Source organism: Streptomyces sp. NPDC058092, from assembly GCF_042884935.1.
Lineage (GTDB): Bacteria > Actinomycetota > Actinomycetes > Streptomycetales > Streptomycetaceae > Streptomyces.
The window spans coordinates 76726-100336 of sequence record NZ_JBHVSY010000029.1 but is presented as its reverse complement, the minus strand read 5'-3'; the positions used below and the strand labels follow the sequence as shown (position 1 = coordinate 100336).

Genomic DNA, 23611 nt, shown 5'->3' with positions numbered 1-23611 from the left:
ACTCCGCGGTGACGACCACCCCGGCCGGGGAGAGGGAGCCCGGACAGGAGCTCTGCGGGCTGGCTGGGCCGGAGGCCGAGCGGCGTCTGGCCGAGCACGGCCGCAGCGAGGCGGCGGAGGTGCGCAGCGCGCCTTTGCACAGTCGCGTACTTGCGCAGCTTCGCGATCCTCTGATCATGGTGCTGCTGGGTGCGGCACTGCTGACGATCGTGATCGGTGACCACCCGGATGCGGTGGTCACCGGTCTGGTGATTGTCTTCAACACAACGGTGGGAGTCGCGCAGGAGATCCGTCCGACCACGCCGTGGCGGCCCTGTCGGCGCTGTCGGCACCAAGCGCCCGCGTCCTGCGTGACGGCACCGCACGGGAGGTTGCCGCAGCTGTTGTGGTGCCCGGCGACGTAATGCTGCTCGGCGAGGGCGACATTGTTACTGCCGACGCCGAGCTCATCGAAGCATCCGCCCTTCTCATCGACGAATCCATGCTCACCGGGGAATCGGTTCCCGTGCACAAGGACGCCGGTTCGCTGCTGGGCGCAGGGACTGTCGTGATGCGCGGACGGGGCGTCGCGACGGTCGCGGCCACCGGCGCCGCCGGCGCGCTCGGCCGTATCGCCGCACTGCTCGACGACACGCGCGAGCCGACACCACTGCAGCACCGTCTGGCCTCCCTGGGCCGTATCCTGGCCGCCGCCACCCTGGGACTGTGCCTGGTGGTCTTCGCCCTCGGACTCGTACGCGGCTTGCCGGCCGGAACCATGGCCGTGACGGCGATCAGCCTGGCCGTCGCGGCGGTTCCCGAGTCCTCGCCGGCCGTCGTGACCCTCGCGCTGGCACTGGGCGCCCGCCGCATGGCGGCCCGGCACGCACTCGTGCGCAGGCTCCCCGCCGTGGAGACGCTCGGCTCCGTGACCGTTCTGGCCACAGACAAGACGGGCACCCTCACCGAAGGCCGCATGGTCGTCCAGCACGTATGGACACCGTCGGTCGCAGCGGACATCTTCGGAGTCGGATACGAACCCCAGGGGGATGTCCAGGTGGATGGCAAGCAGCCGACACCCGCCGAGCTCGGCCCTGTCGCCACCGTGGTCTGTCTCGCCGCAGGTGTTGTCGCACGAGCCTGGGACCTTCCGTGGCAGAGCGTCTTGTTCCTGTCGCTGCTCGGCGCGCAGCTCGGCGTCGTCATGGGCCTGCGGACGCGTCTGTTGACCCGGCAGAACCTCTTCTTTCCCCTGGCTGTGCTCGCGTCCGCCCTGCTGGCGGTGGCGGCGCTGTACGTTCCGCCGCTGCGGTCGGTCCTGGAGACCGATCCGCTCGGTTGGTCCGGGGCCGCTCTCGCGACGGCCGCCCTCATGAGCGGCTACCTGGCCGCTCGGCTCACACGAAACGCATTCCCGGAAATGAAGGCCGCGAAGGCGAAGCCATGAGACTGGTGCGAGTCCGCCAGGAAGCCGACTGACGAGGCACCCGCGCACTCAGTTGCCGCCGGCCCAGCCTCCGCCGCAGTCAGCAGCGCGGGCCGGGCAAGAGCGAACACCGACACCCGGCCACCGGGCGCGAGCCAGCCAGCCCGCACTCGCACAGACAGGCCAGGTGCTCGAACCTCCACCATCCTCGCTTCGCCCACCGCGAGCGCCGCACGATCGTCAACCGGGCCGGACCACCAGCGACCGAACAAGGTGACGGTCGGCGCGGGCTCACCGGGTGACTGAAACGGTCACCGTCACATGGCGATGGCAGCGCAGCGAGGTGCTTTGGCGTTCAGTGAGGGCCGACACGGTATGGCCGCATCATCTCGTTGTCCTCGTGTTCGAGCATGTGGCAGTGCCACACATACTGTCCCGCCCGGTCGAAGGTGGCCTTGACCCGGGTGATGGCGTGCGGATAGGCGATCACCGTGTCCTTGAAACCGTTCTCCCAGGGCTCTGGAGGTCTTGCGCTGTGCCCGGTGCTCTGCCGGTCGACGACCTGGAACTGAACCTCGTGGATGTGGATCGGGTGGGCATCCCTGGTTGAGTTGTGTATTTCCCAGATCTCGGTCGCCCCGAGTGCCGGGTTCTCCGTGATGGGATCGGCCCATCCCATGGGGGTCCGGTTTCCGTGCCGGTCCACGGTGCCGAGCATCACCACGCGGGGGCCCACGCCCCGCAGGACCGCGGAGTTCTGCTCCTGCAAGGAGACCTGCCGCGTGTGGCTCGCTGGACCCAGCGGTTCGAACGGCGGAAGGGTGAGGTGGGCGGGGGGCACGGTCCTGTCCGGTGTAGTGAGCGGTCGTGCCACCGTGAATTTCATGACCTGTCCGGTGGTCCCGGGGGCCGCCGACCGGAAGTCTGTGCCAGCTCTCCCACCCCTGAACGGCTCGTCGGGTCCCTCGTTGATGAGGTACAGATCAGTGCCGACCGGAATCGAGGTGAAGTCGACGACGACGTCGGCGCGTTCGGCGGGAGCGGTGAGCAGCCGGTCGCGCTGCACGGGTGCGGGCAAGAAGCCTCCCTCCGAACCGATCTGCCAGAAGGGGAGCACCGGGTCCGCGGGACGAGGGGCCATCGGGTCGGTGACGATCTTCAGGATCAGGAAGCGTGCGTTGCAGCCGTTCAGAAACCGCAGGCGGTAGCGGCGCGGCTCGACGGAGAGAGCAGGCCAGGTACGGCCGTTGGTCACCATCGTGTTGCCGAAGAACTCCGGGTTCCAGATCGGGGAGATGTCACTGCCGGGGATGTAGGGCCCGGTGAAGTGGTCGAAGGACGCGCGGCTCGCCGGGTAGAACAGGCTGCCGTCGGTGGAGAACGACCGGTCCTGGATGACGACCGGTATTTCGCAGTAGTGCGTTCCCGGGGGGTCACCGAGTTTCGGCCCCGGCCCCGGCAGCACACCGTCCGGGAGGTCGGCCGGCCCGCCACGCAGGAGGTAGAAACCCGCCAACCCTGCGTAGACGTTCAGCCGAGTGACCCCCAGGGCGTGGTCATGGAACCAGGAGGTGGCGGCACGCTCCTGGTTGGCGTACTGGAATACCGCGGCTCCAGGCTCCCACATTGCGTCGAACTGGTCCTCGAACAGTGTCCTGAACCGTTCGTAGAAGGTGCCCACCCGTGCGTATCCGTCGGGGATGTCGGAAGCGCGGGGCAGATACCACGCCTCGGGGTAGCCGTCGCTCTCCTGCGTGTTGTGCCCCCCGTGCAGGTGGGTCACGATCGGCACGGGTCCGGTATAGGGGCCGGGTGTCGAGGTGAAGGTCGGCCGTGCATCACGCCGTGAGATGCCGCCTTGGGGGTTGGCCCAGTGCAGTGTGGGGTCTACCGGCAGTAGGTGCGGCAGATGGTTGCCGTGGCGGTCGAGCAGCTGGTTCACCCACGTGACCCGTATGGCCCGGCCGAAGGTCGCCTCGACGGTGTGTGACGGGTAGGAGAAGCTTCCCGGATGCCGGGTCGACCCGTATCCCCACACCGTTGTGGCCGGCATACCGGCTGGCAGGATCTGCTGCCGCAACTGCCGAACACCGATCGTGTAGTGGTCGACGCGTCCTGCCTCGTCTCTCTCGGTCCAGGGCATGACCGGCGGGACGGCGAGCTCGGTGACGTACTTGTCGATGCGCTTCGGGTCCAGGACGCGACCGGGGATCCCCGGCCAGGCCCGTGCGGAGGCAGACCCGGCCGGGATGAAGAGGCACGTTCCGCCGACGAGGCCCGCCTTGATGAATTGTCGCCTTGTGGCCATCTGAGTCCTCCTGGACACGGCCCCCCGTCGGCTTCAGTCCCAGAAACCGTTCCAGTGTTTCCGACACGACGAAGAAGAGCCACTCGGAACGTCGAGGGCCGAGGTCCTCATGCCAGGCGCAGCGTTTCAGCTCGCCCTGCGCTCCACGCCGTGGCGTTCACGGCGCATGGCTTTCGACTGTGGCGACAGTCGGCTTGATCAAGGAGACTGGTACGGCCCGGCCGGGGTTCAGTAGCAGCGCAGTCACGACACTGCCCCCGCAGCGTAGAGGTCGAGTGTCCACTCCGCCGGAGGGAACTGCACCCAGTCGATACCCCTGCTGGTCGCGACCGCCCGCACGGCGGAGCCGGACCGGCTGTTGTGGGACGCAGTGCCTGGAGGGAACTTCAGCCAAGCTCCATGCGCACGTCCACGACGCCTTCCACCGCGCGAATGGCCCGAGCCAGAAGTGGCACCAGGGAACGGTTCCGGAGAGCTCCCCGCAGCGTGACGACACCATCCAGCACAGAGAATTCCACCCGGTCCGAAGGAGAGAGTTCGGCGACAACAGCGGATCGGATCTCCTCGTCGATCTCCTCGTCCGAGCGCAGGAACACCTTCAACAGGTCGCTGCGGCTCACGACGCCCTCCAGCATGCCGAGATTGTTCACGACGGGCAGTCGTTTCACTCGCTTGCGCGCCATGATGCGGGCGGCCTCGGCGAGCGTGGCGTCGGGGTGGACGGTGACGGCCGGACTCGACATCAGCTCTTCGGCCAGCACCGCGTCGGCCTTTGACGCCTCCTCCAGTTGGTCGGGCAGCTTCGGGTCGTCCTGCCGGAATTCCTCCTTCGGCAGCAGGTCCGCCTCGGAGACGACCCCGACGACGCGGCCCTCGCCTTCGAGGACCGGCACGGCGCTGACCTTCCACTGGTGCATCAGCTCGACGATCTCCTTGTACGAGGCCTCGCGGCCGATGGCCACGGCCGTGTGGGTCATGACGTCGCTGACGGTATACGGGAATGCAGCCATGGGGTGCTCCTCGGACGTGACTCTTGGGTGGTGGCAGGGCGGCGTGCTCACACAAACCCGCCGCTGCCGTGAGGGGCGTAGAGATCGAGCAGACGGATCCGAGTGGCCTGCAATCGGTGGGCGAGTACCTGCCCGACCCAGTGGCCGATGGCCGAGCCGAAGGCGGGATCCGCGTCCATCATCATGCGTACGGTCGTCGCGTCGAACTCATGGGTACGGACAGGTGTCATCGCCTCTGCTCCGAGGTGCCAGATGTAGGGTTCGAACAGCCAGGCCCAGCCGACCAGTTCGCCGGAGCCGAGGCTTTCGATCGCTGCCGGGGGGCTGCCGGGTACGCGGATGTCCAGCGTGACGGTGCCCGAGCGCAGGATCCAGAAGCGGTCTGCGTGGTCTCCCTCGTGGAAGAGACGGACTCCCTGGGCGAAATTGACCTCCTGCCCGATCTGCATCAGGCGGGCACGGTACCGGGCGGGCAGGGCTGCGGTGATGCGAGTCGGAGAAGCGCTCATCGGTGGCCTCCTCTGTAGCCTCCGGCTTCAGCATCGCCGGACAGCCGGTTCACGGACATGGGTCCACCGGGCCCTCCCGAGGTCCCGTCCGGCCCTGGGCCGGAGAGCTCATCTGACGGATCTGCTGGCCGAGGTCACTCCTTGCACCCGATTGCGAGATCTCGCGACGACGCGGCCGAGACCGTGCGTTGGGTGGCCGGCTTCGAGTTCCCCGATGCCGGCTGCGACAACGACCTGTTCGCCCTGTCCGAGCCCGGCACCTACGCCATCGAGTCCGGCACCCCGACCGTCATGGCCGCGCCGCACACCGCCGACCTTCCCATCGAGTCCGACCGCGCGCTGCCCACCCGTACCTTCGGGGTCCACGATTTCGGCGCCCACGTCACCGAGAGCCAGGTACCCCACTCCACCGCCCTCCACTCCCTCGTTGCGCCCGTACTGCAACGGCCGCCCCTGCACCTCGGTGGAGGGGCGGCCGCGCCCGCGAACTGCGCAGACCGCAGGGGAGTGCGGCACGGCACGCATCGGGGCCGCGTACACGTGCATCCTGAGCGCGTCGGACATCGGGCGGAAGTGCCACGGCCGACTGTTGTGCAGTGGCGGCGCTACAACTCCGGCTGAGCCCTGCAGAAGCGGCTCTTCCAGGGGCAGGGACCGCTCGGCCATGGCGGATCCCTTCCTACCCACCAGCAGGGGCGGCTGCTCTCGATGCCCGTTCAACCGGGCACGGCAAGGTCACCCGACGCGGAGTCGGTGCTTCCGGCACGGAGCAGCTGGTTACCGAGGTCGATCAATGCCCGGCCGGCGGCGTACTCGTCACCGATCTCGGGAACGGGTGTGTCGTGAGGGTTGCGCTGGGCGGAGGCGCGACTCCGAAGGGTGGTGTCACCGGTGTCGAGGACGGCGTGAACCTTGGTGAGGTCATCTTCCTCGAAGAGGTCCAGACGCACGCTCCACTGCTTGCTGTGTGGCTTCTCGGTGCTCGTGTGCTGGGTCATGGCCAAGACTTCCTTCCGTTGAACGGTCCAGGCTGCCGGGGACGCGGCCGCCGTCGGTACGCTGGGTATCCACGCTGACAGAAGCGCACGACCGACTGCTGGATTCGGCGCGACAACGGTCCTTCTCGACTTGCTCCGGCCTCCATACTGCGCCGTGTGAGCCGTCCCGGACTTGGGCCTACCGGCCCACAGGGCGTGCCGGACGGGGGACCATGGCCGCCGCCCGACGCGCACGCCGCCAGCCAGCACGAGCGCCGCTTCGTCCGCCACCCCAGCCGACGGGGCGCGCGCATCATCGCCAGCCTCCTCCCACCGCCTGTCCCCGGAACGACGGCCCGACCTGCAAGGCGGCTGCCGACCGGTCGCGGTCTGCCAGTGCTCGCCGTCCTGGTCCGCCGCGCGGTGGCTGAGTCCGCATACGGTGAGCGTCACCGTGCACGGCGGTGTGGTGAGGCTGTGCGGCGACGTGGAGAACGGCATCCACGAGGCCGTTGCCGTACGGATGACCCGGCAGGTCCACGGCATGGTCGCGGTGGTGCACCGCCTCACGCACCGACATGGTGCCGCATACCGCCCAGGTCAGGAGACCACCGCATCTGCCACACGCGGCCCTGACCGCCGGTGCTCACCTCACGACGGACTCACCGCGGACGGGAGCACGGTGCGGGGAGCGCCGTGGGACGGGGACTTGGTGGTCTGGCCGAAGGGGTCCCCGCGGCCGTTCATGTCCGCTTATGCCCCCGTTGCGGGTCCGCCTCCGCCCACTCCCGGTCCCACTGTGCATAGCGTCGGTGGTTCAGGAGCGCAACGCCGGCCCGCTCGGCGCCGAGCGCGATCAAGCAGGTGCCGCTCGCGACCGCGGTGCCGACCCCGATGCCCTCGACGCTGGCCTCCCCCGGAGTGACGGGGTGGCGCAGCAAAGTGCCGTGCCCGTCGAGCCATGCGGTGGTCCGGTCGCCGGCTTTAAGGCCCGCCGGCACCGCTGTCTCTCCTGTCCGGACAGTGCCATCGGGCGTCGTCCACCGCACCGTTGCCTGGATCTTGCCGCCGCCCACACCCGGGGAATCGATACCGATCACGGCCGGCGGATTCTCGGTCAGAACCACCGACACGCTGTGCCATCCCTGACTTTGTTCGTGAGCTCCGGCGTCTCCCGCTTGCGCGGCGGCCAGTCCAGCACTCGGAGCCGCCACGGCGATCAGCACCGCTGTGGCCAGTACGAGCCAGGATTCCGCGACGTCCGAACCACGCCTGAGCGGGTTGCGCCGCCAACGCCAGAAAACCGTGCTGAAAGGCATCGCGTGCCCCCCTTTCGGTTGTCTCTCAACCGTCCCACGTTTCTGCTACCGCAAAGAGGGGCCGAGCGGCCGGCTTGTGCCGTACACGCTGGAAGCGCGGGCGCGGGCCCGTTCCCCCTGGCGCGCCCGCGGGCTGCGCGTCACGATGGGTGGGTCGGACGCCACGCCGGCCCACAGCGTGGAGGGCACCATGAGCGACACAGGTGGATTCTCACCGCAGAGGCCGGTCCGCGTGTTCCTGCTCGACGACGCCGGCACCGCCGACCACGCCCTGGCACAGGTACCGGCACTGCGTCCGGACCTGCCGCCGGGACGGTCATGCGACCGGACCGCGGTCCTCACGGGGCATCGCGAAGAGCGACGCAGTGTGCACGCGGAATGGTGGGGCGAGCAGTGTGTCCCGATCACGCCGCTCGGCGCGCATCCGGCATGGTCAAGGAGTCGCGCAGATGGACGCTACGAAGTGCCCCAACTGCTTTTCCGGGAGATTCCGGGCGAGGTCGGCTTCGGCGATCATGCCGGCCAGCCGGTGCTCGTCGATGACCGGCAGCCGCTGGGTCCGGTGCTCCTCCACGGCGTGCAATACCTGCTCCGTGCCCGAACGGAGTGACCGAGGCCGTGTGATCAGCACTGCTTCGCCGGTGGCTCACCGGGTCCGTGCCCCGGTGAGCCACCGGCGCCAGGCGACGGGAGGGCCGTTCGGGTGCCTGGGTATCCAGTGCGGACGAGGTTCTCGTGGCGCCCCATGGAGACGATTCGGCGGTGCTCTCATCCGGTGTGCCGGTCAGGTCCGGCGCGGTGGTCCGCGCGTCGCGAGCTGAAGGTCAGACCGAGCCAGCACCCCCAGCCGATGGGTTGCAGCGCCCAGTAGCTCGCCATCCGGTAGAGCAGCGTGAGCGCGATTGCCTGGTCGGTGCGCAGCCCGTACAGCGCGAGCAGCGCTGTCAGGCCGGCCTCCACCACACCGAGACCGCCCGGCGTCAGCCGCAGGCTGCCCGTCATCTGGGTGAGCGGGTATGCCACGAGGATCCCGCGCCAGGGAACGCCGATGCCCAGCGCCCACGCGCAGGTGAGGAGGCAGGCCGCGTCGCACGCCCAGTTGAGCAGCGCGAACGTGAAGGGCCGCCACCATGGGCGCAGCCCCGGTCGTACGGCATGGACGTGCCGGACGAGGGCAAGCAGGCCGTCCTCGATGTCCCGCAGCTGTTGGGAATGTACCCCGAGTCGCCGCCAGAGCCGCCAGAACCGGCGGCGTACCGGCCGGAAACGGGAGAGCCCAGCCACAGCGCCCACCATCACGCTGAGGACCGCCACGAGCCCGAGCACCAGGGGCCGTAGCGCGCCGAGCCCCGCGGAGCCGCTCGCCAGCGCACCGGCTATCAGCAGCGCAAAGAGCGCGGCCACCGACAGTACTCCCGAGACGGCAAGCACCGCTCCCGCGAGTACCTGTCCGACACCCCTGCGCCGCAACTGCGTGAACATCCATGCGGCCGCGAACGCCGCTCCGCCCGGCAGTGCACCGGCGACGGCGTTGGCCGCCAGCACGATGGTCCCGACGACCTTGAGGCGCAAGCGCGCCCCGCCCATACGCAGCAGCCAGTGCTGCAGTGCGATCAGAGCACCGAGAGACGCTGCCTCGAACCCGGCGACCAGGACCAGCCGGGGCAGCCGGACTGCGGCGATCAGGTGCGAGGCCGCAGCCAGGTCGTGCCGCCTGTACACCGCGACGACCGCCGCGATCATCAACAGGGCGACGGAGCCGACCCACCACAGCCGACGTGGCGCCCTGAAAGGTGCGGCAACCAAGCCCTCGCCATGCTCGACGTTCTCGTCCGCGCCGTCCATGTCGGACACCGTACGGCGCCACACCGCCCGACGAGATGAGCCGTAAGGCGAACCGTCCTGTACAGGGGCCGCTGGCTGTCCCGTCGTGCGCGCAGCTGTCCGCAGGAGGCGCCGGGACGGACCACTCATCTGACGAACGTGCACGGAGCGCGCAGCGGCCTGCCTGCCCGCCCCGGGGCGGGCAGGCAGGCACGGACCCCAGCCGAGGTGTCGTCCGCCGGCGGGCTCCGAACCGGACAGAGGCGGCAACAGAACCGGTTCCCGCGTCTGGCCGAGGACTGCCTGTACCTTGTCCCGCGCGTACCCGGCCGCGTTCGGTGGCAGCTCCCCGAGGGCCTCCATCTGGACCTCGGGGGCTGCTGGGGTACGGATCGTTTCATCGCAACCTGCCAAAAATGGCACTTTCTAGACTTGTCACAGACGGTCTGTGTGGTGGAGGGCCGAGGACTCCTGGTCCTGGTCGGCCGGCTTCTCCGGTCGGGACCGCGCGTGACCAGGCCCCGACTCGGTGCGTTCGCTCCTGCCGATGGCGGAGAGAGCGTTGATCCTGGAAGTGGGACGCCCGCCTGCGATCCATGCCTCTTCGAATTGCGGGAACGGTCTCGCCCGAGGTTCGTCCTTCCGCCAAGGGAGCCGTCCGGTGATCACATCAGTTCGTCTGTCAGGCCGGCATCTGTCACGCTCGGCCAAACCGGGGCCCCCGCGCGAGGCGCCCAAGCCGCCGGCGCCTTCGCCGGGGCCTTCCTGGTCTCGCTGGCTGCTGCCCTTCGCCGCGTTGGTCTTGCTGCTCGTGGTGCTGATGCGAACTCCCTCCCCCCAGGGGGGCGCGTCGCTGTCGTACAGCGAGTTCGTCGGCAAGGTGAGCGTCGGTCAGGTCAAGACGGTCGACATCGACGACAAGGGCGCCATCAAGGGAACCCTCAAGGACGGTAAGAAATTCACCACGCGGATACCCACCGCTCTGGACAACAGCCGCCTGGAGCAGCAATTGCAGTCCAAGAACGTGGAGATCACCGCGTCCCGGAGCAGCAGCGGCAGCCCCATCGGGACACTGCTGGTGCTGTTCCTGCCGCTGCTGTTCATCGTCGCTCTGTTCGTGTGGACCGGCCGCCAGGCAGCAAGGACACTGGGCGGGGGGCTCAGTGCCATCGGGCGGGCCCGCGCCAAGATCATCGAGACCGAGCGGCCGACCACCCGCTTCGAGGACGTCGCGGGCTACGGGGGCGTCAAGCAGGAGATCAGCGAGATCGTCGACTTCCTGCGCAGCCCCGAGCGCTACGCGGTCGCGGGAGCCAAGGGACCACGTGGTGTGATCATGGTGGGCCCGCCGGGCACCGGTAAGACCCTCATCGCCCGCGCGGTGGCCGGTGAGGCGGAGGTCCCGTTCCTGTCGGTGACCGGCTCGGCGTTCGTGGAGATGTTCGTCGGTGTCGGGGCCTCCCGGGTGCGCGACCTGTTCGCCCAGGCGCGCAAACGGGCCCCCTCGATCATCTTCATCGACGAGATCGACGCCGTCGGCAGCCGTCGCGGCGGGGCTGCCCGGCTGGGCGGCAACGACGAACGCGAGCAGACCCTCAACCAACTCCTCGCCGAGATGGACGGCTTCGACCAGGCCAGCGGCATCGTCGTCCTGGCCGCGACCAACCGGCCCGAGGCCCTCGACCCGGCGCTGCTGCGCCCCGGCCGCTTCGACCGGCACGTGACCGTGCCACTGCCCAACCAGGCCGAACGGGCGGCCATCCTGGCCGTCCACGCCCGCGGCAAGACCCTGGCACCGGACGTCGACTGGGACACCGTCGCCCGGGCCACGCCCGGCTTCTCCGGCGCTGACCTCGCCAATCTGGTCAACGAGGCCGCCATCAATGCCGTCCGGGCAGGGGGCGTCGTCATCGACGCCCAGGGTCTCGGCGACGCCCGCGACCGGCTGCTGCTGGGGCGGCGGGAGTCCACCAACGCCCTGCTGCCCGAGGAACGGCACTCCGTGGCCGTCCACGAATCCGGACACGCGCTCATGGCGGCCCTGTGCGAGCACGCCGACCCGGTCGCCAAGGTCACCATCCTGCCCTCCGGGCCTTCGCTGGGTGCCACTGAGCAGCTCCCGGAGGCCGAACGGCACCTGTACAGCGAGGGCTATCTGACCGACCTGCTGACCGTCCGGCTCGGCGGCCGCGCGGCCGAACTGGTCGTCTTCGGCGAGGGCTCGACCGGCGCCGCCGACGACCTGGCCGGCGCCACCCAGCTCGCCGCCCGCATGGTCCGCGAGTTCGGCCTGTCCCCGGCCCTCGGCCCCGTCGGATACGGCTCCGGAGCCCCCCGCTACCTCGGCGGCGAGAGCACTGAAGAGACACTGCACCGGCCTTACTCCGAGCAGACCCAACGCATCGTCGACGAGGAGACCGCCCGCCTGCTGCGGCAAGCCGAGGAACGCGCGGTGGCTCTGCTGCGCGACCACCGGGAGGCGCTGGACACCCTTGCCGGACTGCTCACCACCCGCGAGACCGTCGACGGATCCGTGGTCCTCGACGTACTCCGACAGCAACAGCCGCCGGACGGTCCCCACCCCACGGCGGAAGGGAAGCCGACGCCCTCCCCGTGACGCCGCGGCGACGCTCGCAAACAAGAAGGAGGCGACCATGAAGGAGCAGCAGCCGGGGGCGGTCCACGGTGAGCAGGAGGTCTTGGCGCGGACGGTCGCCATCGTGATGCGCACCGCTGTGGTCACGATCGATGTCGACGAAACCGTGCTCGTGGCCTGGGAGTTGCTGGAGCGATCCGGCTCCCGGCACCTTCCGGTCGTGCATCCGGACGGCCGCTGTGCCGGCCTGCTGGACAGGGCCGACGTGGCGGTCGTCTGTGCGGCACCGGCCGCCTCGCTGTCCGGCCTGCGCGTGGGCGACCTCCTGCCCGCCCACAGGTCGGCACTCGTACATGTCGAGCAGACCGTACGCCACGCAGCCGACCTCATGAGCTATACCGAAGCCGACGCCCTGCCGGTGCTGGAGGAAGACGGGCGTCTCGCCGGGGTGCTGACCGCAGCCGACATCGTCGCGGCCCTCGCCGGTCGTCCGGTGCAGAAGGAACCCGCCGACACGCGTCCGCGGGCCCCGTCCACGGTGTTGCCTGGGCTCTCGCCTCGGCGGGGCTACCGCGGAACGGCGGTGCCCTGAGCGCCCACCGCTGAGCTGCGGCACGCTTGCCGAGGTGACACCTGGTAAGGCTGTCCTGGTGTCACCTGACGTCGGCATCAGGTCCGTCCGGGCCCCGAGCACGCAGGTGAGGTCCCGCGCTTCCTCATTCGCCCGCCTGCGGTCTCAGGTGTCAGTTCCCCGTCGATGGCCTGGCGGCGCGTGCGCCCTGCGCGGCACGCCCCGGCGCTGGGCTCGACGCAACCCGCGCTGCTGCGGACGCGGGTCCGTGCCAGGTGTGGTACCAGACCGCCCCGGTACAGGCGTTGGCATGGGCATGTGACATGCCAACGATGTCGTCGCCGTGCAGCGCGTGCAGGGTGTAGCAGCCGGGGAACGATTCCGGGTCAGCCGCGTGCAGCCCGGGACGGTGCTCTCGCACCCACCCGTCGGCGATCCGCGCGGCCTGGCCTGGCTCGATTGTCGTGACGCCGGTCTGGTGGCGGACGGCATCATCCCGTAGGTGGCGTTCCACATCATGGCCGGGCCGAACTTCAGCTGCACGCTGCCGCTGCCCGGATCGATGAGGACCTTGGTGGCGCCCTTTCCGTCAGGCGTGAGGAATTCGGCGTAGTAGCCGTTGCTGAACTCCATGACTTCTCCGACACGCGGGTCCCACCGGTCGGCGAAGCGTCCGGTCGCGCGCTCAGCGCCGTCCAGGTTGCGTACCGGTCCGTCGCGGGAGACCGCGCCCGTCTTCGCCGGCGGGCCGGATCACCCGACGTCACTGCCGGCGGTCCACACGATCGCGATCAGCATCATCACCGCCGCAACCAGCACGGTGAGCGGCAGCCAACGGCCCCGCAGCCTGGTTACCGGGGTCCCGGCCGGTGGGCGGCGAGACGTTTGCTTGCCTCGGTGTACGCTTCCGCATCGATCTCGCCGGAGGCGAAGCGGCGGTCGAGGATCTCCTCTGGCTTCGTGGCCTCAGCCCAGCGCATCGAACGCCTCCAGCGGCCCGCCGCCCCGTGCGGCCGACTCCAGCGCCGCCCGTACACGCCAGGCGTCGGTGGAGAGCAACGCGACCGCACCGACAACCGGCGCGGCGTCCAGCCGTGAACCGGTCAGTAGCGCGGAGCCGTCCTGCTCGACCCGCGTCCACCGGTGCGCCTCGGCCCGCCAGAGGTCGGCCGGCTCCTCGACACCGTTCACCACCCAACGCGCCGTGCCCGGCAGTTGCCGACGGAAGTCGGCGAAGGCCCCGGCGTGCAGGGCCCCGGAGCCGAGGACCCGGGCAGCGCGCCGAGCGGACGGCTCCGTCAGCCGACGGCCGTGAATGAACAGCCCGCGGCAGACCAGCAGGGCAAGGCGCCCTCCCGCCCAGGACACCGCCTCGGGTACGGCACCGGCCGTGCGGGCGGCGGCCGAGATCCGCAGGCCGGTGCCCACCGCCGCCGCCGAGTCGTCCACCGGATCGCCCCACGCTGTTCGGCACGGGGACGGCGCTGCAAGAGCGTGGTGCGGCTCGTGGAGCAGCCAGAGGCGAGCGAGCGGCTGCTGCGTGCGGTGGATGATCTGGACGAGACCAGCAAGATCATTCGGCCCACCATCTTCGGCCTCCGCGTCCGTGACTCGGGCCGGGCCGGCCAGGGGCTGCGTGCTCGGACGGCGACCGTGGTCGAGCGGGCCGCACGGACCCTGGGCTTCCCAGCCGTCCGTGCGGATGTGCGGGCCAGGGCAGGTTGGCACGGATCGTCCTAGCGTGCCCCTGAGACCGCCGGAACGGGTGTCGAGTTCGGGGTACGGCGTGACTCGGTCGGAATCAGCTGTACATGGAAGTCAAGGCTGCCCTGAAGGCAGACAAAGAGCCACGGCTACGCGCCGTAGGCCGGCGCTGTTACATATTCGTCGGCGAGCAGGGTCCTGGATCGCCAAAGCCTCCCTGTGTGAGTCGGCGGACCCATTGGTCGCGGTCGCTGTGTGGTCAGGGCTGGATCGTGGTCGTGGAATGCCCGCCGGGCGTCGCGGCAGTCCGCTGTCGGTCACTGATCAGCCGGACTGATGCGCCGCCCTGTGAGGCGTGTGGGCCGGATCGATATCCACGTCTCGCGTTCGCCTCCTGCCCAAGGCGTGGTGTGGGCGCGATCGGCAAGCTGCCGCAGTGCGTCGGGCTCTGTAACGATCCGCGCAGGGCCTACGGCAAGCACGCTCCAGCCTTGGCTCATGGCCTCGTCCACATGGTCGACCTCGAATGCGACATCCGTTCCCCCGGCCATCGCAGGCACTGAGTAAGGCGCGGTCCGGAAAGCAATCGTGTCATCGATGACCTCGTAGTTCACCGGAAGGACTGCCGGGCCATCGGGTGTTGACACCGCGATGCGTCCTACGCCGTGTGTGGAGAGCCGGGCGCGGCATTCATCGGGGTTGAGGTCCCGCAGCCGGGGGTGCAGGAGCGCCTGGCTCTGGCCGGGTGGCAGATCGATGCCGCCTCCGCGCAGGGCTGCGACGGTGGTGCCCAGTGCGTCGGCCAGGCTGATGAGACTGGCCAGACTCGGGTCCGCCGGCCGTTGTTCGAGGTATGCCAGGTAGTCCGGCGCCATTCTGGCGCGGCGGGCTGTTTCCGCGCGGCTGAGCCCCTGTCGCTCGCGTTCCATGGCCACGCGTCTGCCGACGTCGCCGGGGTTGGGCGCGCCCTCGAGCCGGACCCTGGCGGACTCGGCACCGGCCTCGGTCATGCCCGGCCGGGATGGCTCGCGGGATCTGTCGGGCCTGTGCTCAAGGTGACGGATATGGGCGTCGGGCCCGGGGAACACGAGCGTCACCTGGTCGGTATCCGACCAGTGCACGTCGTAGGGAGGCGTTCCGTCCTCGTGGTGCAGTCCGACAATCTCGCCGTCGCGCCTGCTGGCGCCGGTGGCCGGGCTTTCGACAACAAGTTGATCGCCGAGGTGAGCTCGCATGATCGCCGCCAATTCCTCATCATGTTGCTGTACCCAACGTGCCACGCGTGGCACGTCGCCGCACGGGATGAGAAACCGTGATTCCGTGGGGCCGAGCGGGCTGGAACCGGGCCCACTTGGTCCATCGACGAGCCTGGCCGACTCACCGCGCGACTCGCGGGCGACAGGCCCTGACCCGCTCGACACCTGACTGTTACTGGCCGTCACACCCCGAAGGGAGAAGCCGCATGCACCACCGATCGGTCGCAGAGCTCATGACCAGAGACGTCGTCCGGGCACGGCGTGACCTGCCGTTCAAAGAGATCGTCAAGCTCCTGGCGGAGAACGATGTCACAGCGGTACCCGTGGTCGATGAACTGGATCGCCCCATGGGTGTCGTGTCCGAGGCCGACCTGCTGCGCAAGTCTTCCGACCAGGCCGATCCGTCAGGCCTGACGCCGATTCCGCATCTGGAGGCGTGGGAGAGGGCCAAGGCCGAGGGGGCCAGGGCCGAGGAGCTGATGTCGGCTCCCGCGGTGTGTGCGCGTCCGGAGTGGACCGTGGTCGAGGCTGCCCGCCTCATGGAAGTGCAGAACGTCAAACGGCTGCCCGTCGTGGACGAGACGGACAAATTGCTGGGCATCGTCAGCCGTAGTGACCTGCTGCGGGTCTTCCTGCGCCGTGACGACGCCATCTACGAGGAAATCAACCGGGACGTACTACAGCGGACGATGGGGCTGGCCCCCTCGGAGGTGGTGGTCGACGTACGCCAGGGACAGGTCGTCCTCGGCGGATCCGTCGAGTTCAAGAGCCTGATCCCCATCATCGAACGGTTGTGTCGGAGCGTTGACGGTGTGGTCTCCGTTGCTGAGCGTGTCGCCTTCCGGACCGACGACATCCGGACTTCCCGCACCGACACGTGAGACCTTCGGGCCCTCGTAACCCGCCTCACCGCGCACCGCAACGGCAGGGCAGTCTGCACGGGCCCACGGCAAGGCTGACCGAGCCCGGAGCAGGCCCGCGAGGAGGAGCGCCTCGTCGTGCCGGATTGCCTCGCCAGTAGCCCGTTCCACTCTTCCAGGGAACGCCCCGCAACCCGTCAATGCCCAACTACCAGGGGCTGACCACCGCTCTCTGTGTGGCCCGCGTAATCCCCGATCGCTGCCGTGGAGCCGTCATCGTTCAGCGGACATGCCCCAGCGAGGAAGATCAGGCGTGACTCGGCGGGCGCCGTGGCCGCGTAGGCGTACTCGGCGACGACGGACAGGGAGGCGGAGCGGATCAAAGCGATGGCACGAGCCACGGCTATCTCGGGTGCCGAGAAGCCGTCAGGCATATAAGGCAAGTAGCCCTGGTGGCCCGTGCCTGACAGATATCCGATGGGTGTTAGGCATGTTGGGCACGTAAGCAAAGCCGACCGACCTCGGTTCGACCGAACCGAGGTCTTACATCTGCGGCACCTTCGGGAGTACCGGGCCGAGTATGGAGAGGCTCGCCAGCCCTCCGGGCCCCTTCTCCGCCTATCCCCGGGCAGGACTCGACTACCAACGGGCCCGGACCCTGCAGGCTCTCGGCGACGGCCGGCAGGCGCTGAGCGCCCTGCGCGACGTGGCCCGCCGACGCACCCCAGCCAGGCGCCGCCCGTATGCGCTCACCCAGGCCCGCCTCGCCGGACTGCTCCTCGACGCCGGGCACCTCGACGAGGCATGCGCGCACGTCCACCTCGCCCTCGACCACTACCCCCAACTCCACTCCGCCCGCGCCGATTCGGCCGTCTCGCACCTCACCGACCGGCTGTGCGTCTTCCCCCGTCAGCGGCAGGCGGAGGCGGCGCTGCAGCGGGGGCACGCTAGCTGAAGCGGGCCCGGAGCGCGCTGGTAGTACCCACGCCCCGGGCAGCCCCCGCCGATGCCCGCCAGGCGGACACGCTGCCCATACGGGCTACCGCATCGTGCCCGTACATCCCTTACCCGCGACTGCTGCACCAGGTAGGTAGGGAGAGCACAGCGAAACTGCCAGCCCTACGAGCGGAAGTCCATGCACGCGCAAGAGCCGACAAAGAACGAAAAGCAGCCGCAGCGCCCCGCCAAGAGCGCGGCCACGCGGCCGGGGGAGGCCCCGAGCAGTCGGGTGCCCGATGCGCTTCTCGAGCTGCAGCGCACCATCGGCAACGCGGCCGTCGTCCGTATGCTCCAGCGGGACCGGCACCAGCGCGGCGCGGGCTGCGGCCACCAACAGCCCACGGCGGAGCCGGTGCAGCGCTCCGCCGTGCACGACGTGCTGCGCGCGCCGGGCAAGCCACTGCACGAACCGCTGCGCCAGGAAATGGAATCCCGCCTCGGCGCCGACTTCTCCGACGTCCGCCTGCACACCGACTCCGCGGCCCGCGACTCCGCCGCCGAGGTGGGTGCCCGTGCCTACACCTCCGGCAGCCATGTCGTCATCGGCGACGGCGGCGGCGACAAGCACACCCTCGCCCATGAGCTGACGCACGTCATCCAGCAGCGCCAGGGTCCGGTGGCCGGTACGGACAACGGGTCGGGACTGAGCGTCTCCGACCCCGGCGACCGCTTCGAGCGCGAGGCCGAGGCCAACGCGGTCCGGGTGATGAGGCGGACGCCCGAGCAGAGCGACCAGGGCCCCCAAGGTGCCCCCGTACAGCGGGAAGCCGACGCCATGGCCCGGGGCACGGCGCGCGGCACCGACGCGACGGTCCTCCAGCGCTTTTCCCAGGTCACCACCGCGGAGTTGGGGCCCGCACGGGTCTCGGAGAACGGCCGCTATCTCATGACCGTCACTCCCGGGGCGGACACCACCGTTATCTGGGTTGCGCAGGACGCCCCAGCGCCCCGGTACTGCACGCCGACCGGGCAGAGCGGGGACATCGGGGGGCGCACGTACGCGGAGTACGAGCCGTCGACGACCTTCCTCGCGGACTGTGCCCACACCGCCGAGGAGATCATGCACCAGCAGCGGCTGGCCCTGGGGCAGGACGCCAGCGAATTCGCCTTGGGCGGCGGCCAGTTCGGCTTGGGCGAAAGGGAAAACACGGAGGGCGCCCTGGCCTACGCGCATGCCAGGCCCGGCGGCCCGCATGCGAACGGCGAGGAGCGGCCGAACCCCGGCCAGGCGTTCGCCATCGTGGAGACCGCGTGGGACGAGGATTACGAGCTGCCCGCCAACACCAGCGGGTGGCCCTACCACGTGGCGGCCGTGGTCGCCGTGGACGGCGATGACCGCATCACCGTGGAGCAGGCCGCGGACGGCACCGACGCAAAGGCCCGCCAGGGGCACGAGGGCATCGTCGACATGTATACGGCGGGCACGGACCCGACCAACGGGCAGGCGCTGCCGCACAGTTTCCACGGGCGAAACACCGGCGCGCCGGTGCAGCACTTCTCGGTCGGCGCGATCACCGTCATCCTCCAGCCGATCAACGTGGGCGGTCTCAGAAGGGAGACCGGCCGCCGGAAGCTCATGTGACCCGACTCGACCCGACCCGACCCGACCTGATCCGACCTGCCCGCCCTGACCCTGAACGCCCGCCCGTAGAACCCGAAGCCGGCCCGTAGCCGCCCCGCAAGAGCGCGGCTACGGCCTGTCGAGTCCGGCCAGCAGTGCGGCCCGTTCGTGGTCGTACATCGGGTCGACGGTGTAGTCCTCGCTGCGGCGGACGGGGAGGGGCAGGGGCTGCTGCAGCGTGCGCCCCACGCTGAGGGGGGCGCGCAGCGGGGCCGTGTCAGATGCCCAGGAAACGGTTCGGCCGAACCGTTTCCGATCAGCCACATGCCTTACGTGCTGGTCGTAGGGTCCATTCCCATCGGACGTTGAGCGCGGACATTCTGCCAACTGTCCGCGTACCCGCGAACATGCTCAGCCAGGTACACGGGAACGTGCCCACCGGGAATGGTGCGCGGGCGCTGCAGAGAACGTTCGGCCGCCCAGCCTCAAGGAATGATGATGACCTTGCCTCGGGTCCGGCCGGCCTCACTGAGGCGGTGGACGTCTGCGAGGTCGGTCAGCGGGCGTGACTCGCTGATGTCGATGGCGACCGCGCCCGCCTCGACCAGTTCCACGAGCGCCGCGAGATGCGCTACATCGTTTCTGGCGACCATGTGCATGGCGGTCACTTCGGCATCGGCAGGCGGCTCGACCGGTGTCGCGATCGAGACAATACGCCCGCCCGGCCGCACCAGAGGCACCAGAGCTGCGGCGTCCGGCGGGCTCAGCGGGACCAGATTGAACAGAGTGTCCACCGGGCCGTCGAGCGAGGCGCCCACCGGCCCTGCGGTGTAGTCGATCACTCGGTCCGCGCCCTGCCTCCGGACCGCCTCGGCGCTTCGAGCACCCGCCGTGGCGAACACCTCGGCGCCGGCATACTTCGCGAGCTGCGTCACGAAGCCGCCGATGCCGCCGCCCGCACCGTTGACCAGCACCCGCTGACCAGCGGCTACCTTCCCATGCTCGAAGACCGCCTGCCATGCCGTCAGTCCGGCCAAGGGAAGAGCCGCAGCGTTCGCGAGAGGGACAGCGTCCGGCACCGCGACCAGCACGGCAACGGGCGCCCGTACGTATTCCGCGGCCGCTCCGCTGTCGAGCCACCCGATGACCCGGTCGTCGACGGCGAACCCCTGCGCCCCCGCGCCGATCTCGGCCACGGTGCCGGCGACATCCCAGCCGAGCGTGTAGGGCAGCTCCACAGGGAGGAACGCATGCAGCAATCCGGCGCGCAACGCGGCCTCGGTGGGATTGAACGAGGTCGCGGCGACACGGATGAGCACTTCACCGAAGGCGGGTCGAGGGCGCGGAACGGCGTCGTAGCGGATCACGGACGCATCGCCGAATTCATGGATACGCGCGGTCTTCATCATCGTCATACCGCGAATCTACGAGCGCACGCGGAGACGATCCATGCGCCAGAGTGCTCAATCCATGCGCGTACGTCTCGCACACGTACGCTCAGCACATGGATGTACTCAGCGACGTGGTCGCGGTGATGCGAACTGGGTGGCCCCGGTCGGCTCACGTGCGGTGGCATGCCCCGTGGAGACAGGAGTTCGCCTCCGTCCCAGGGTCGGCCGGCTTCCAGATGGTCCTGCAGGGTTCCTGCTGGCTGCTGCCACCAGCGGCGGAGCCCGTCCAACTGGTCGCGGGCGACGTGGTGTTCCTTCCCCGCGGCAGAGGGCACACCCTGGCCGACAGCCCCAAATCCCCAGTGACGTCCCCTGCCTGCGGCCCCGACGACCACCAGCTGTCCAACACCTACGCCTCCGACAACGTCGACCGGAGCGGCGACGGAGGTCCGGTCACCGTAGTGCTCTGCGGGGCCTACCAACTCGACCCGTTCCGCACTCACCCGCTGTTACTGACCCTCCCGGACCTGATCCACTTGCCGGCACAAGCGGGCTGCCATCCGCAATTGAGTTCAGCCGTGGAACTACTGGCCGCAGAGGTGGAGAACCCGCGTCTGGGCACGGACGCCGCCGTCCCCGCACTGCTCGACGCGCTGCTGCTCTACATCCTGCGCATCTGGTTCAACGAACCGTCCTCCCAAGGCAACACCACCGGATGGGCCGCCGCCCTCAACGACCCCCCGGTCACCGCCGCCCTCCACGCCATCCACCGAGACCCGGCATCGCCGTGGACAGTGGCGAGACTCGCGGCGGAGGCCGGGCTCTCCCGGGCTCCGTTCGCCAGGCGTTTCGCCCTGCTGATCGGTCAACCGCCCCTCGGCTACCTGACCTGGTGGCGGATGACCACGGCGGCGCGCCTGCTGCGGGCATCGGACGCACCCTTGAGATCCGTCGCCGCCCAAGTGGGCTACACATCCGAGTTCGCCTTTGCCAACGCGTTCAAACGAACGCACGGAACAGCACCCGGTACCTACCGGCGGAAGAGCTGAATCCGGTGCGGCAACCTGGGCACGTTCAGCTGTACGCGACTGGGGACAGTCAGGCGTACGCCGACGCCAACGGCCAGTTGGCCTCCGCCCTCCCTTTTCCTCGCCGCCCCACGGCAGCGCCGTCATTTCTGCTCGATATTCCCGAACCAGATGATCACCAACTGACTCCGGAACCCATCAAGAAACGCTGTTCCTGGAGATCAACGTAGCCACTGCCAGATCTTGACGACCCAGGTGGCAATCAAGTGCTCCATCTCTGCCACGGTGAGGCATGCGTCGCCTTCCGGATCGATACCGCGATCCGAGCTGTCGACGCCCTGATAGTCCGGAAGAATCCGGAACAGCAGAGACTGGATGGCGCCGAAGGCCCGCTCCACCGCCTGCTTGTCGGTCGGCCGCAGCAACCGACTCGGCCGGATCGTCGCGCCGATCACCCGCTGAACCTCGATCAGGTGGTGATTCTTGTAAACCAGGTGGTGATTCTTGTAAACCGAGCCGTGGCCGGTGGTCACGGTCTCCGGGGCGAAGAACGGCAGCCCGGCGACCTTACCGCCACTGAATCCCGCGATCACGGTGCCAGGGACCCCGGGGTAGGCCCACTCCATCTCCTCACCCCAGTCCGGTCGCACAGGCAGCGGCATCATGACGTCCCGCAAGATCATGGCGACGTCTACCGAGGTGTCCGACACCAACGTGAGCCGGAAAGCGACGATCGAATGCGTATAGGGTCTGGGGAGCCACGTCTCCGCCTTACATGCCAAGAGTGCGGTGGAAATTGCGAAGATCATCTCAAGGGTTTTCGGATCTTCGTAACGCGTCTCATCGCATCGAGAGGCCATCGGTGCGGCCTGTGGTCGGCACCGCGGCCCCCTTGCTGGAGGGTCTCAGGGAGACGTCCCGACGTGCTGAGCCCTCACTGATCAGTCCGGCACGGGCTGACCTGTCCAACTGAGGGTGCGTAGGCCGGAGATGAGGCGCTGTACGGCAGTGATCCGAGCGGGTCAGGGTGGAGGGGGCCGCGATGCGCTCGCTCCAGCAGCTTCGTCGGCAAACAGGAGACCGCGGGCCCGCTTTCGAGGGAATGATCCAGCGGCGCTCTGGGAAGGATCCGGGGTGACGTCGTGGTTGGGGATGTGCCGATGCAGGCAGCCGGGGGAGGGCGCCCTCTGCGGTGCAGGGCAGGAAGATCTATGAATCTGTACCGATGTGCCAAGAATCCTCGGCAGCAAGCTCCCCGTACTGCTGAAGCTGGTTGGCAAAAGCGCAGGTCATCGTGATGCTCCGGAGACACCTAGCGGCTGTGGTCACAGCGCATCCTTTGCGTACGTATGCCGCCGAGCGGGAGGTACGAGCGACATGGTGGACGCCGACCCGGGGCTCTTCGGACCCGAATCCGTCACCTGGCAGATGCACGGCGACCCGATGATGTGGGTCGCCGGAGTGCGCGCGCTCTACCTCCAGGCGCTGCACCCGCGCGCCGTACGCGGCGTCATGCAGAACTCCGACTTCCGCGAGGACGCCTGGGGGCGGCTGATGCGCACGGCCGGCTTCGTCGGAACGATCACCTACGGCACCACCGAAGCGGCCGAGAAGGCGGGCGCCCGGGTCCGCCGGATCCACCGGCTCCTCAAGGCCACCGACCCGGCCACCGGGGAGACGTACGGCGTCGACGAACCCGAGCTGCTGCTGTGGGTGCACTGCGCCGAGGTCGACTCCTACCTCCAGGTCGAACGCCGCTCCGGCTTCCCGCTCACCGACGCGCAGGCCGACCGCTACGTCGACGAGCACCGCCACAGCGCCCGGCTCGTCGGCCTCGACCCCGCCGATGTACCGGCCACCACCGCGCAGCTCGCCGCCTACTTCGAACGGGTGCGGCCACAACTCGCGGCGTCCCCCGAGGCGTTGGACGTCGACGACTTCCTGCGCCGGCCACCCGTCCACGCACTGCTCGTACCGGCGCGCGCACTGCTGTGGCGGCGCGTCGCGGCACTCGCCTACCAGTCACTGCCCCCGTACGCCCATGAGCTCTACGGCAGACCCGTGGGGCCCGTGCGCACCGTCGACCGACGGCTGCGCACCGCCGGAACCGCTCTGCGCTGCATTCCGTCCCGGCTGCGCTGGCAACTCCCGCCCGGTCATATTCTGAACGCGATGGCCCGACTCGGTCCGGGCAGCCGTCCCACCCCGTACAAACTGCGCAGCCAGGCCGCCATACTGGACGGGCCGGGGAGGGCACCGAGGTAGGCGAAGCTACGGGGGGCGACAGCAGGCG

General features: G+C 69.3%; 22 protein-coding genes and 1 pseudogene. 11 read left to right on the top strand and 12 right to left on the bottom strand.

What is annotated here, in order from left to right; translation table 11 throughout:
* Positions 1-8: 8 nt before the first annotated feature.
* Positions 9-404, top strand: a complete 396-nt coding sequence (locus tag ACFVV1_RS34410) for a cation-transporting P-type ATPase (RefSeq protein WP_389997632.1) — start codon at positions 9-11, stop codon at positions 402-404.
* Positions 305-1426 carry an HAD-IC family P-type ATPase gene (locus tag ACFVV1_RS34405; RefSeq protein ID WP_389997630.1) on the top strand — a complete coding sequence of 374 codons (1122 nt, stop codon included), beginning with the start codon at positions 305-307 and terminating at the stop codon, positions 1424-1426. The genes ACFVV1_RS34410 and ACFVV1_RS34405 overlap by 100 nt, the downstream gene beginning before the upstream one ends.
* A gap of 334 nt (positions 1427-1760) precedes the next feature.
* Here ACFVV1_RS34405 and ACFVV1_RS34400 read toward each other — a convergent pair whose 3' ends face one another.
* The 3 genes from ACFVV1_RS34400 to ACFVV1_RS34390 all read right to left on the bottom strand — a co-directional run bounded on the left by ACFVV1_RS34400 (position 1761) and on the right by ACFVV1_RS34390 (position 5232).
* Positions 1761-3713 (bottom strand): multicopper oxidase family protein, encoded by a 1953-nt coding sequence (locus tag ACFVV1_RS34400; RefSeq protein WP_389997627.1) that lies wholly within the window; start codon positions 3711-3713, stop codon positions 1761-1763.
* A 386-nt stretch (positions 3714-4099) separates the two neighbouring features.
* Positions 4100-4723 (bottom strand): CBS domain-containing protein, encoded by a 624-nt coding sequence (locus ACFVV1_RS34395; RefSeq protein ID WP_389997625.1) that lies wholly within the window; start codon positions 4721-4723, stop codon positions 4100-4102.
* Between the two features lie 47 nt (positions 4724-4770).
* Complete coding sequence (locus ACFVV1_RS34390; protein WP_389997622.1) at positions 4771-5232, bottom strand: cyclic nucleotide-binding domain-containing protein; 462 nt, start codon at positions 5230-5232, stop codon at positions 4771-4773.
* A gap of 192 nt (positions 5233-5424) precedes the next feature.
* Between ACFVV1_RS34390 and ACFVV1_RS34385 the strand changes: the two genes are divergently transcribed.
* Positions 5425-5853 carry a hypothetical protein gene (locus tag ACFVV1_RS34385; protein ID WP_389997620.1) on the top strand — a complete coding sequence of 143 codons (429 nt, stop codon included), beginning with the start codon at positions 5425-5427 and terminating at the stop codon, positions 5851-5853.
* Positions 5854-5948: 95 nt separating this feature from the next.
* Here the strand turns inward: ACFVV1_RS34385 and ACFVV1_RS34380 are convergent, their stop codons facing one another.
* From ACFVV1_RS34380 to ACFVV1_RS34365, 4 genes are all read right to left on the bottom strand, one after another.
* Positions 5949-6230, bottom strand: coding sequence for a DUF1876 domain-containing protein (locus ACFVV1_RS34380; protein ID WP_389997618.1), 282 nt, complete (start codon positions 6228-6230; stop codon positions 5949-5951).
* A gap of 722 nt (positions 6231-6952) precedes the next feature.
* Positions 6953-7528 (bottom strand): hypothetical protein, encoded by a 576-nt coding sequence (locus ACFVV1_RS34375; RefSeq protein ID WP_389997616.1) that lies wholly within the window; start codon positions 7526-7528, stop codon positions 6953-6955.
* 433 nt (positions 7529-7961) lie between these two features.
* Positions 7962-8102 carry a hypothetical protein gene (locus tag ACFVV1_RS34370; protein WP_389997664.1) on the bottom strand — a complete coding sequence of 47 codons (141 nt, stop codon included), beginning with the start codon at positions 8100-8102 and terminating at the stop codon, positions 7962-7964.
* 194 nt (positions 8103-8296) lie between these two features.
* Positions 8297-9373 (bottom strand): YbhN family protein, encoded by a 1077-nt coding sequence (locus tag ACFVV1_RS34365; protein ID WP_389997613.1) that lies wholly within the window; start codon positions 9371-9373, stop codon positions 8297-8299.
* 640 nt (positions 9374-10013) lie between these two features.
* On the opposite strand from ACFVV1_RS34365, the gene ftsH reads away from it, so the two are divergent.
* Together ftsH and ACFVV1_RS34355 are read left to right on the top strand one after the other, a co-directional pair.
* Positions 10014-11969, top strand: coding sequence for an ATP-dependent zinc metalloprotease FtsH (gene ftsH / locus ACFVV1_RS34360; protein ID WP_389997611.1), 1956 nt, complete (start codon positions 10014-10016; stop codon positions 11967-11969).
* Positions 11970-12006: 37 nt separating this feature from the next.
* Positions 12007-12540 carry an HPP family protein gene (locus ACFVV1_RS34355; protein WP_389997608.1) on the top strand — a complete coding sequence of 178 codons (534 nt, stop codon included), beginning with the start codon at positions 12007-12009 and terminating at the stop codon, positions 12538-12540.
* A 945-nt stretch (positions 12541-13485) separates the two neighbouring features.
* On the opposite strand, the gene ACFVV1_RS34350 is transcribed toward ACFVV1_RS34355, so the two are convergent.
* Entirely contained in the window at positions 13486-13968 is a 483-nt protein-coding gene (locus ACFVV1_RS34350; RefSeq protein ID WP_389997606.1) for a hypothetical protein, read from the bottom strand.
* Between the two features lie 57 nt (positions 13969-14025).
* Between ACFVV1_RS34350 and ACFVV1_RS34345 the strand changes: the two genes are divergently transcribed.
* Complete coding sequence (locus tag ACFVV1_RS34345; RefSeq protein WP_389997603.1) at positions 14026-14259, top strand: hypothetical protein; 234 nt, start codon at positions 14026-14028, stop codon at positions 14257-14259.
* A gap of 281 nt (positions 14260-14540) precedes the next feature.
* Here the strand turns inward: ACFVV1_RS34345 and ACFVV1_RS34340 are convergent, their stop codons facing one another.
* The gene (locus ACFVV1_RS34340) at positions 14541-15458 is read right to left on the bottom strand and encodes a pyridoxamine 5'-phosphate oxidase family protein (protein WP_389997661.1); all 918 of its coding nucleotides are present in this window, start codon (positions 15456-15458) and stop codon (positions 14541-14543) included.
* Positions 15459-15685: 227 nt separating this feature from the next.
* Here ACFVV1_RS34340 and ACFVV1_RS34335 point away from each other — a divergent pair, with 227 nt between their 5' ends.
* The gene (locus tag ACFVV1_RS34335) at positions 15686-16360 is read left to right on the top strand and encodes a CBS domain-containing protein (protein ID WP_389997600.1); all 675 of its coding nucleotides are present in this window, start codon (positions 15686-15688) and stop codon (positions 16358-16360) included.
* Positions 16361-16578: 218 nt separating this feature from the next.
* On the opposite strand, the pseudogene ACFVV1_RS34330 reads toward ACFVV1_RS34335, so the two are convergent.
* Positions 16579-16740 (bottom strand): annotated as a pseudogene (locus ACFVV1_RS34330) (RidA family protein); the annotation flags it as partial.
* Positions 16741-16919: 179 nt separating this feature from the next.
* Between ACFVV1_RS34330 and ACFVV1_RS34325 the strand changes: the two are divergent.
* On the top strand, positions 16920-17294 hold the full coding sequence (locus ACFVV1_RS34325; protein WP_389997598.1) for a hypothetical protein: 375 nt from the start codon (positions 16920-16922) through the stop codon (positions 17292-17294).
* Positions 17295-17474: 180 nt separating this feature from the next.
* Complete coding sequence (locus tag ACFVV1_RS34320) at positions 17475-18920, top strand: DUF4157 domain-containing protein (RefSeq protein WP_389997596.1); 1446 nt, start codon at positions 17475-17477, stop codon at positions 18918-18920.
* 464 nt (positions 18921-19384) lie between these two features.
* On the opposite strand, the gene ACFVV1_RS34315 is transcribed toward ACFVV1_RS34320, so the two are convergent.
* Positions 19385-20314, bottom strand: coding sequence for an NADP-dependent oxidoreductase (locus ACFVV1_RS34315; protein ID WP_389997593.1), 930 nt, complete (start codon positions 20312-20314; stop codon positions 19385-19387).
* 89 nt (positions 20315-20403) lie between these two features.
* Here ACFVV1_RS34315 and ACFVV1_RS34310 point away from each other — a divergent pair, with 89 nt between their 5' ends.
* Positions 20404-21339, top strand: coding sequence for an AraC family transcriptional regulator (locus ACFVV1_RS34310; protein WP_389997591.1), 936 nt, complete (start codon positions 20404-20406; stop codon positions 21337-21339).
* A 200-nt stretch (positions 21340-21539) separates the two neighbouring features.
* Here ACFVV1_RS34310 and ACFVV1_RS34305 read toward each other — a convergent pair whose 3' ends face one another.
* A complete protein-coding gene (locus tag ACFVV1_RS34305; RefSeq protein ID WP_389997588.1) occupies positions 21540-22127 on the bottom strand; it encodes a hypothetical protein in 588 nt (195 codons plus the stop codon).
* 568 nt (positions 22128-22695) lie between these two features.
* Between ACFVV1_RS34305 and ACFVV1_RS34300 the strand changes: the two genes are divergently transcribed.
* Positions 22696-23583, top strand: a complete 888-nt coding sequence (locus ACFVV1_RS34300) for an oxygenase MpaB family protein (RefSeq protein ID WP_389997585.1) — start codon at positions 22696-22698, stop codon at positions 23581-23583.
* The last annotated feature ends 28 nt before the right edge of the window (positions 23584-23611 follow it).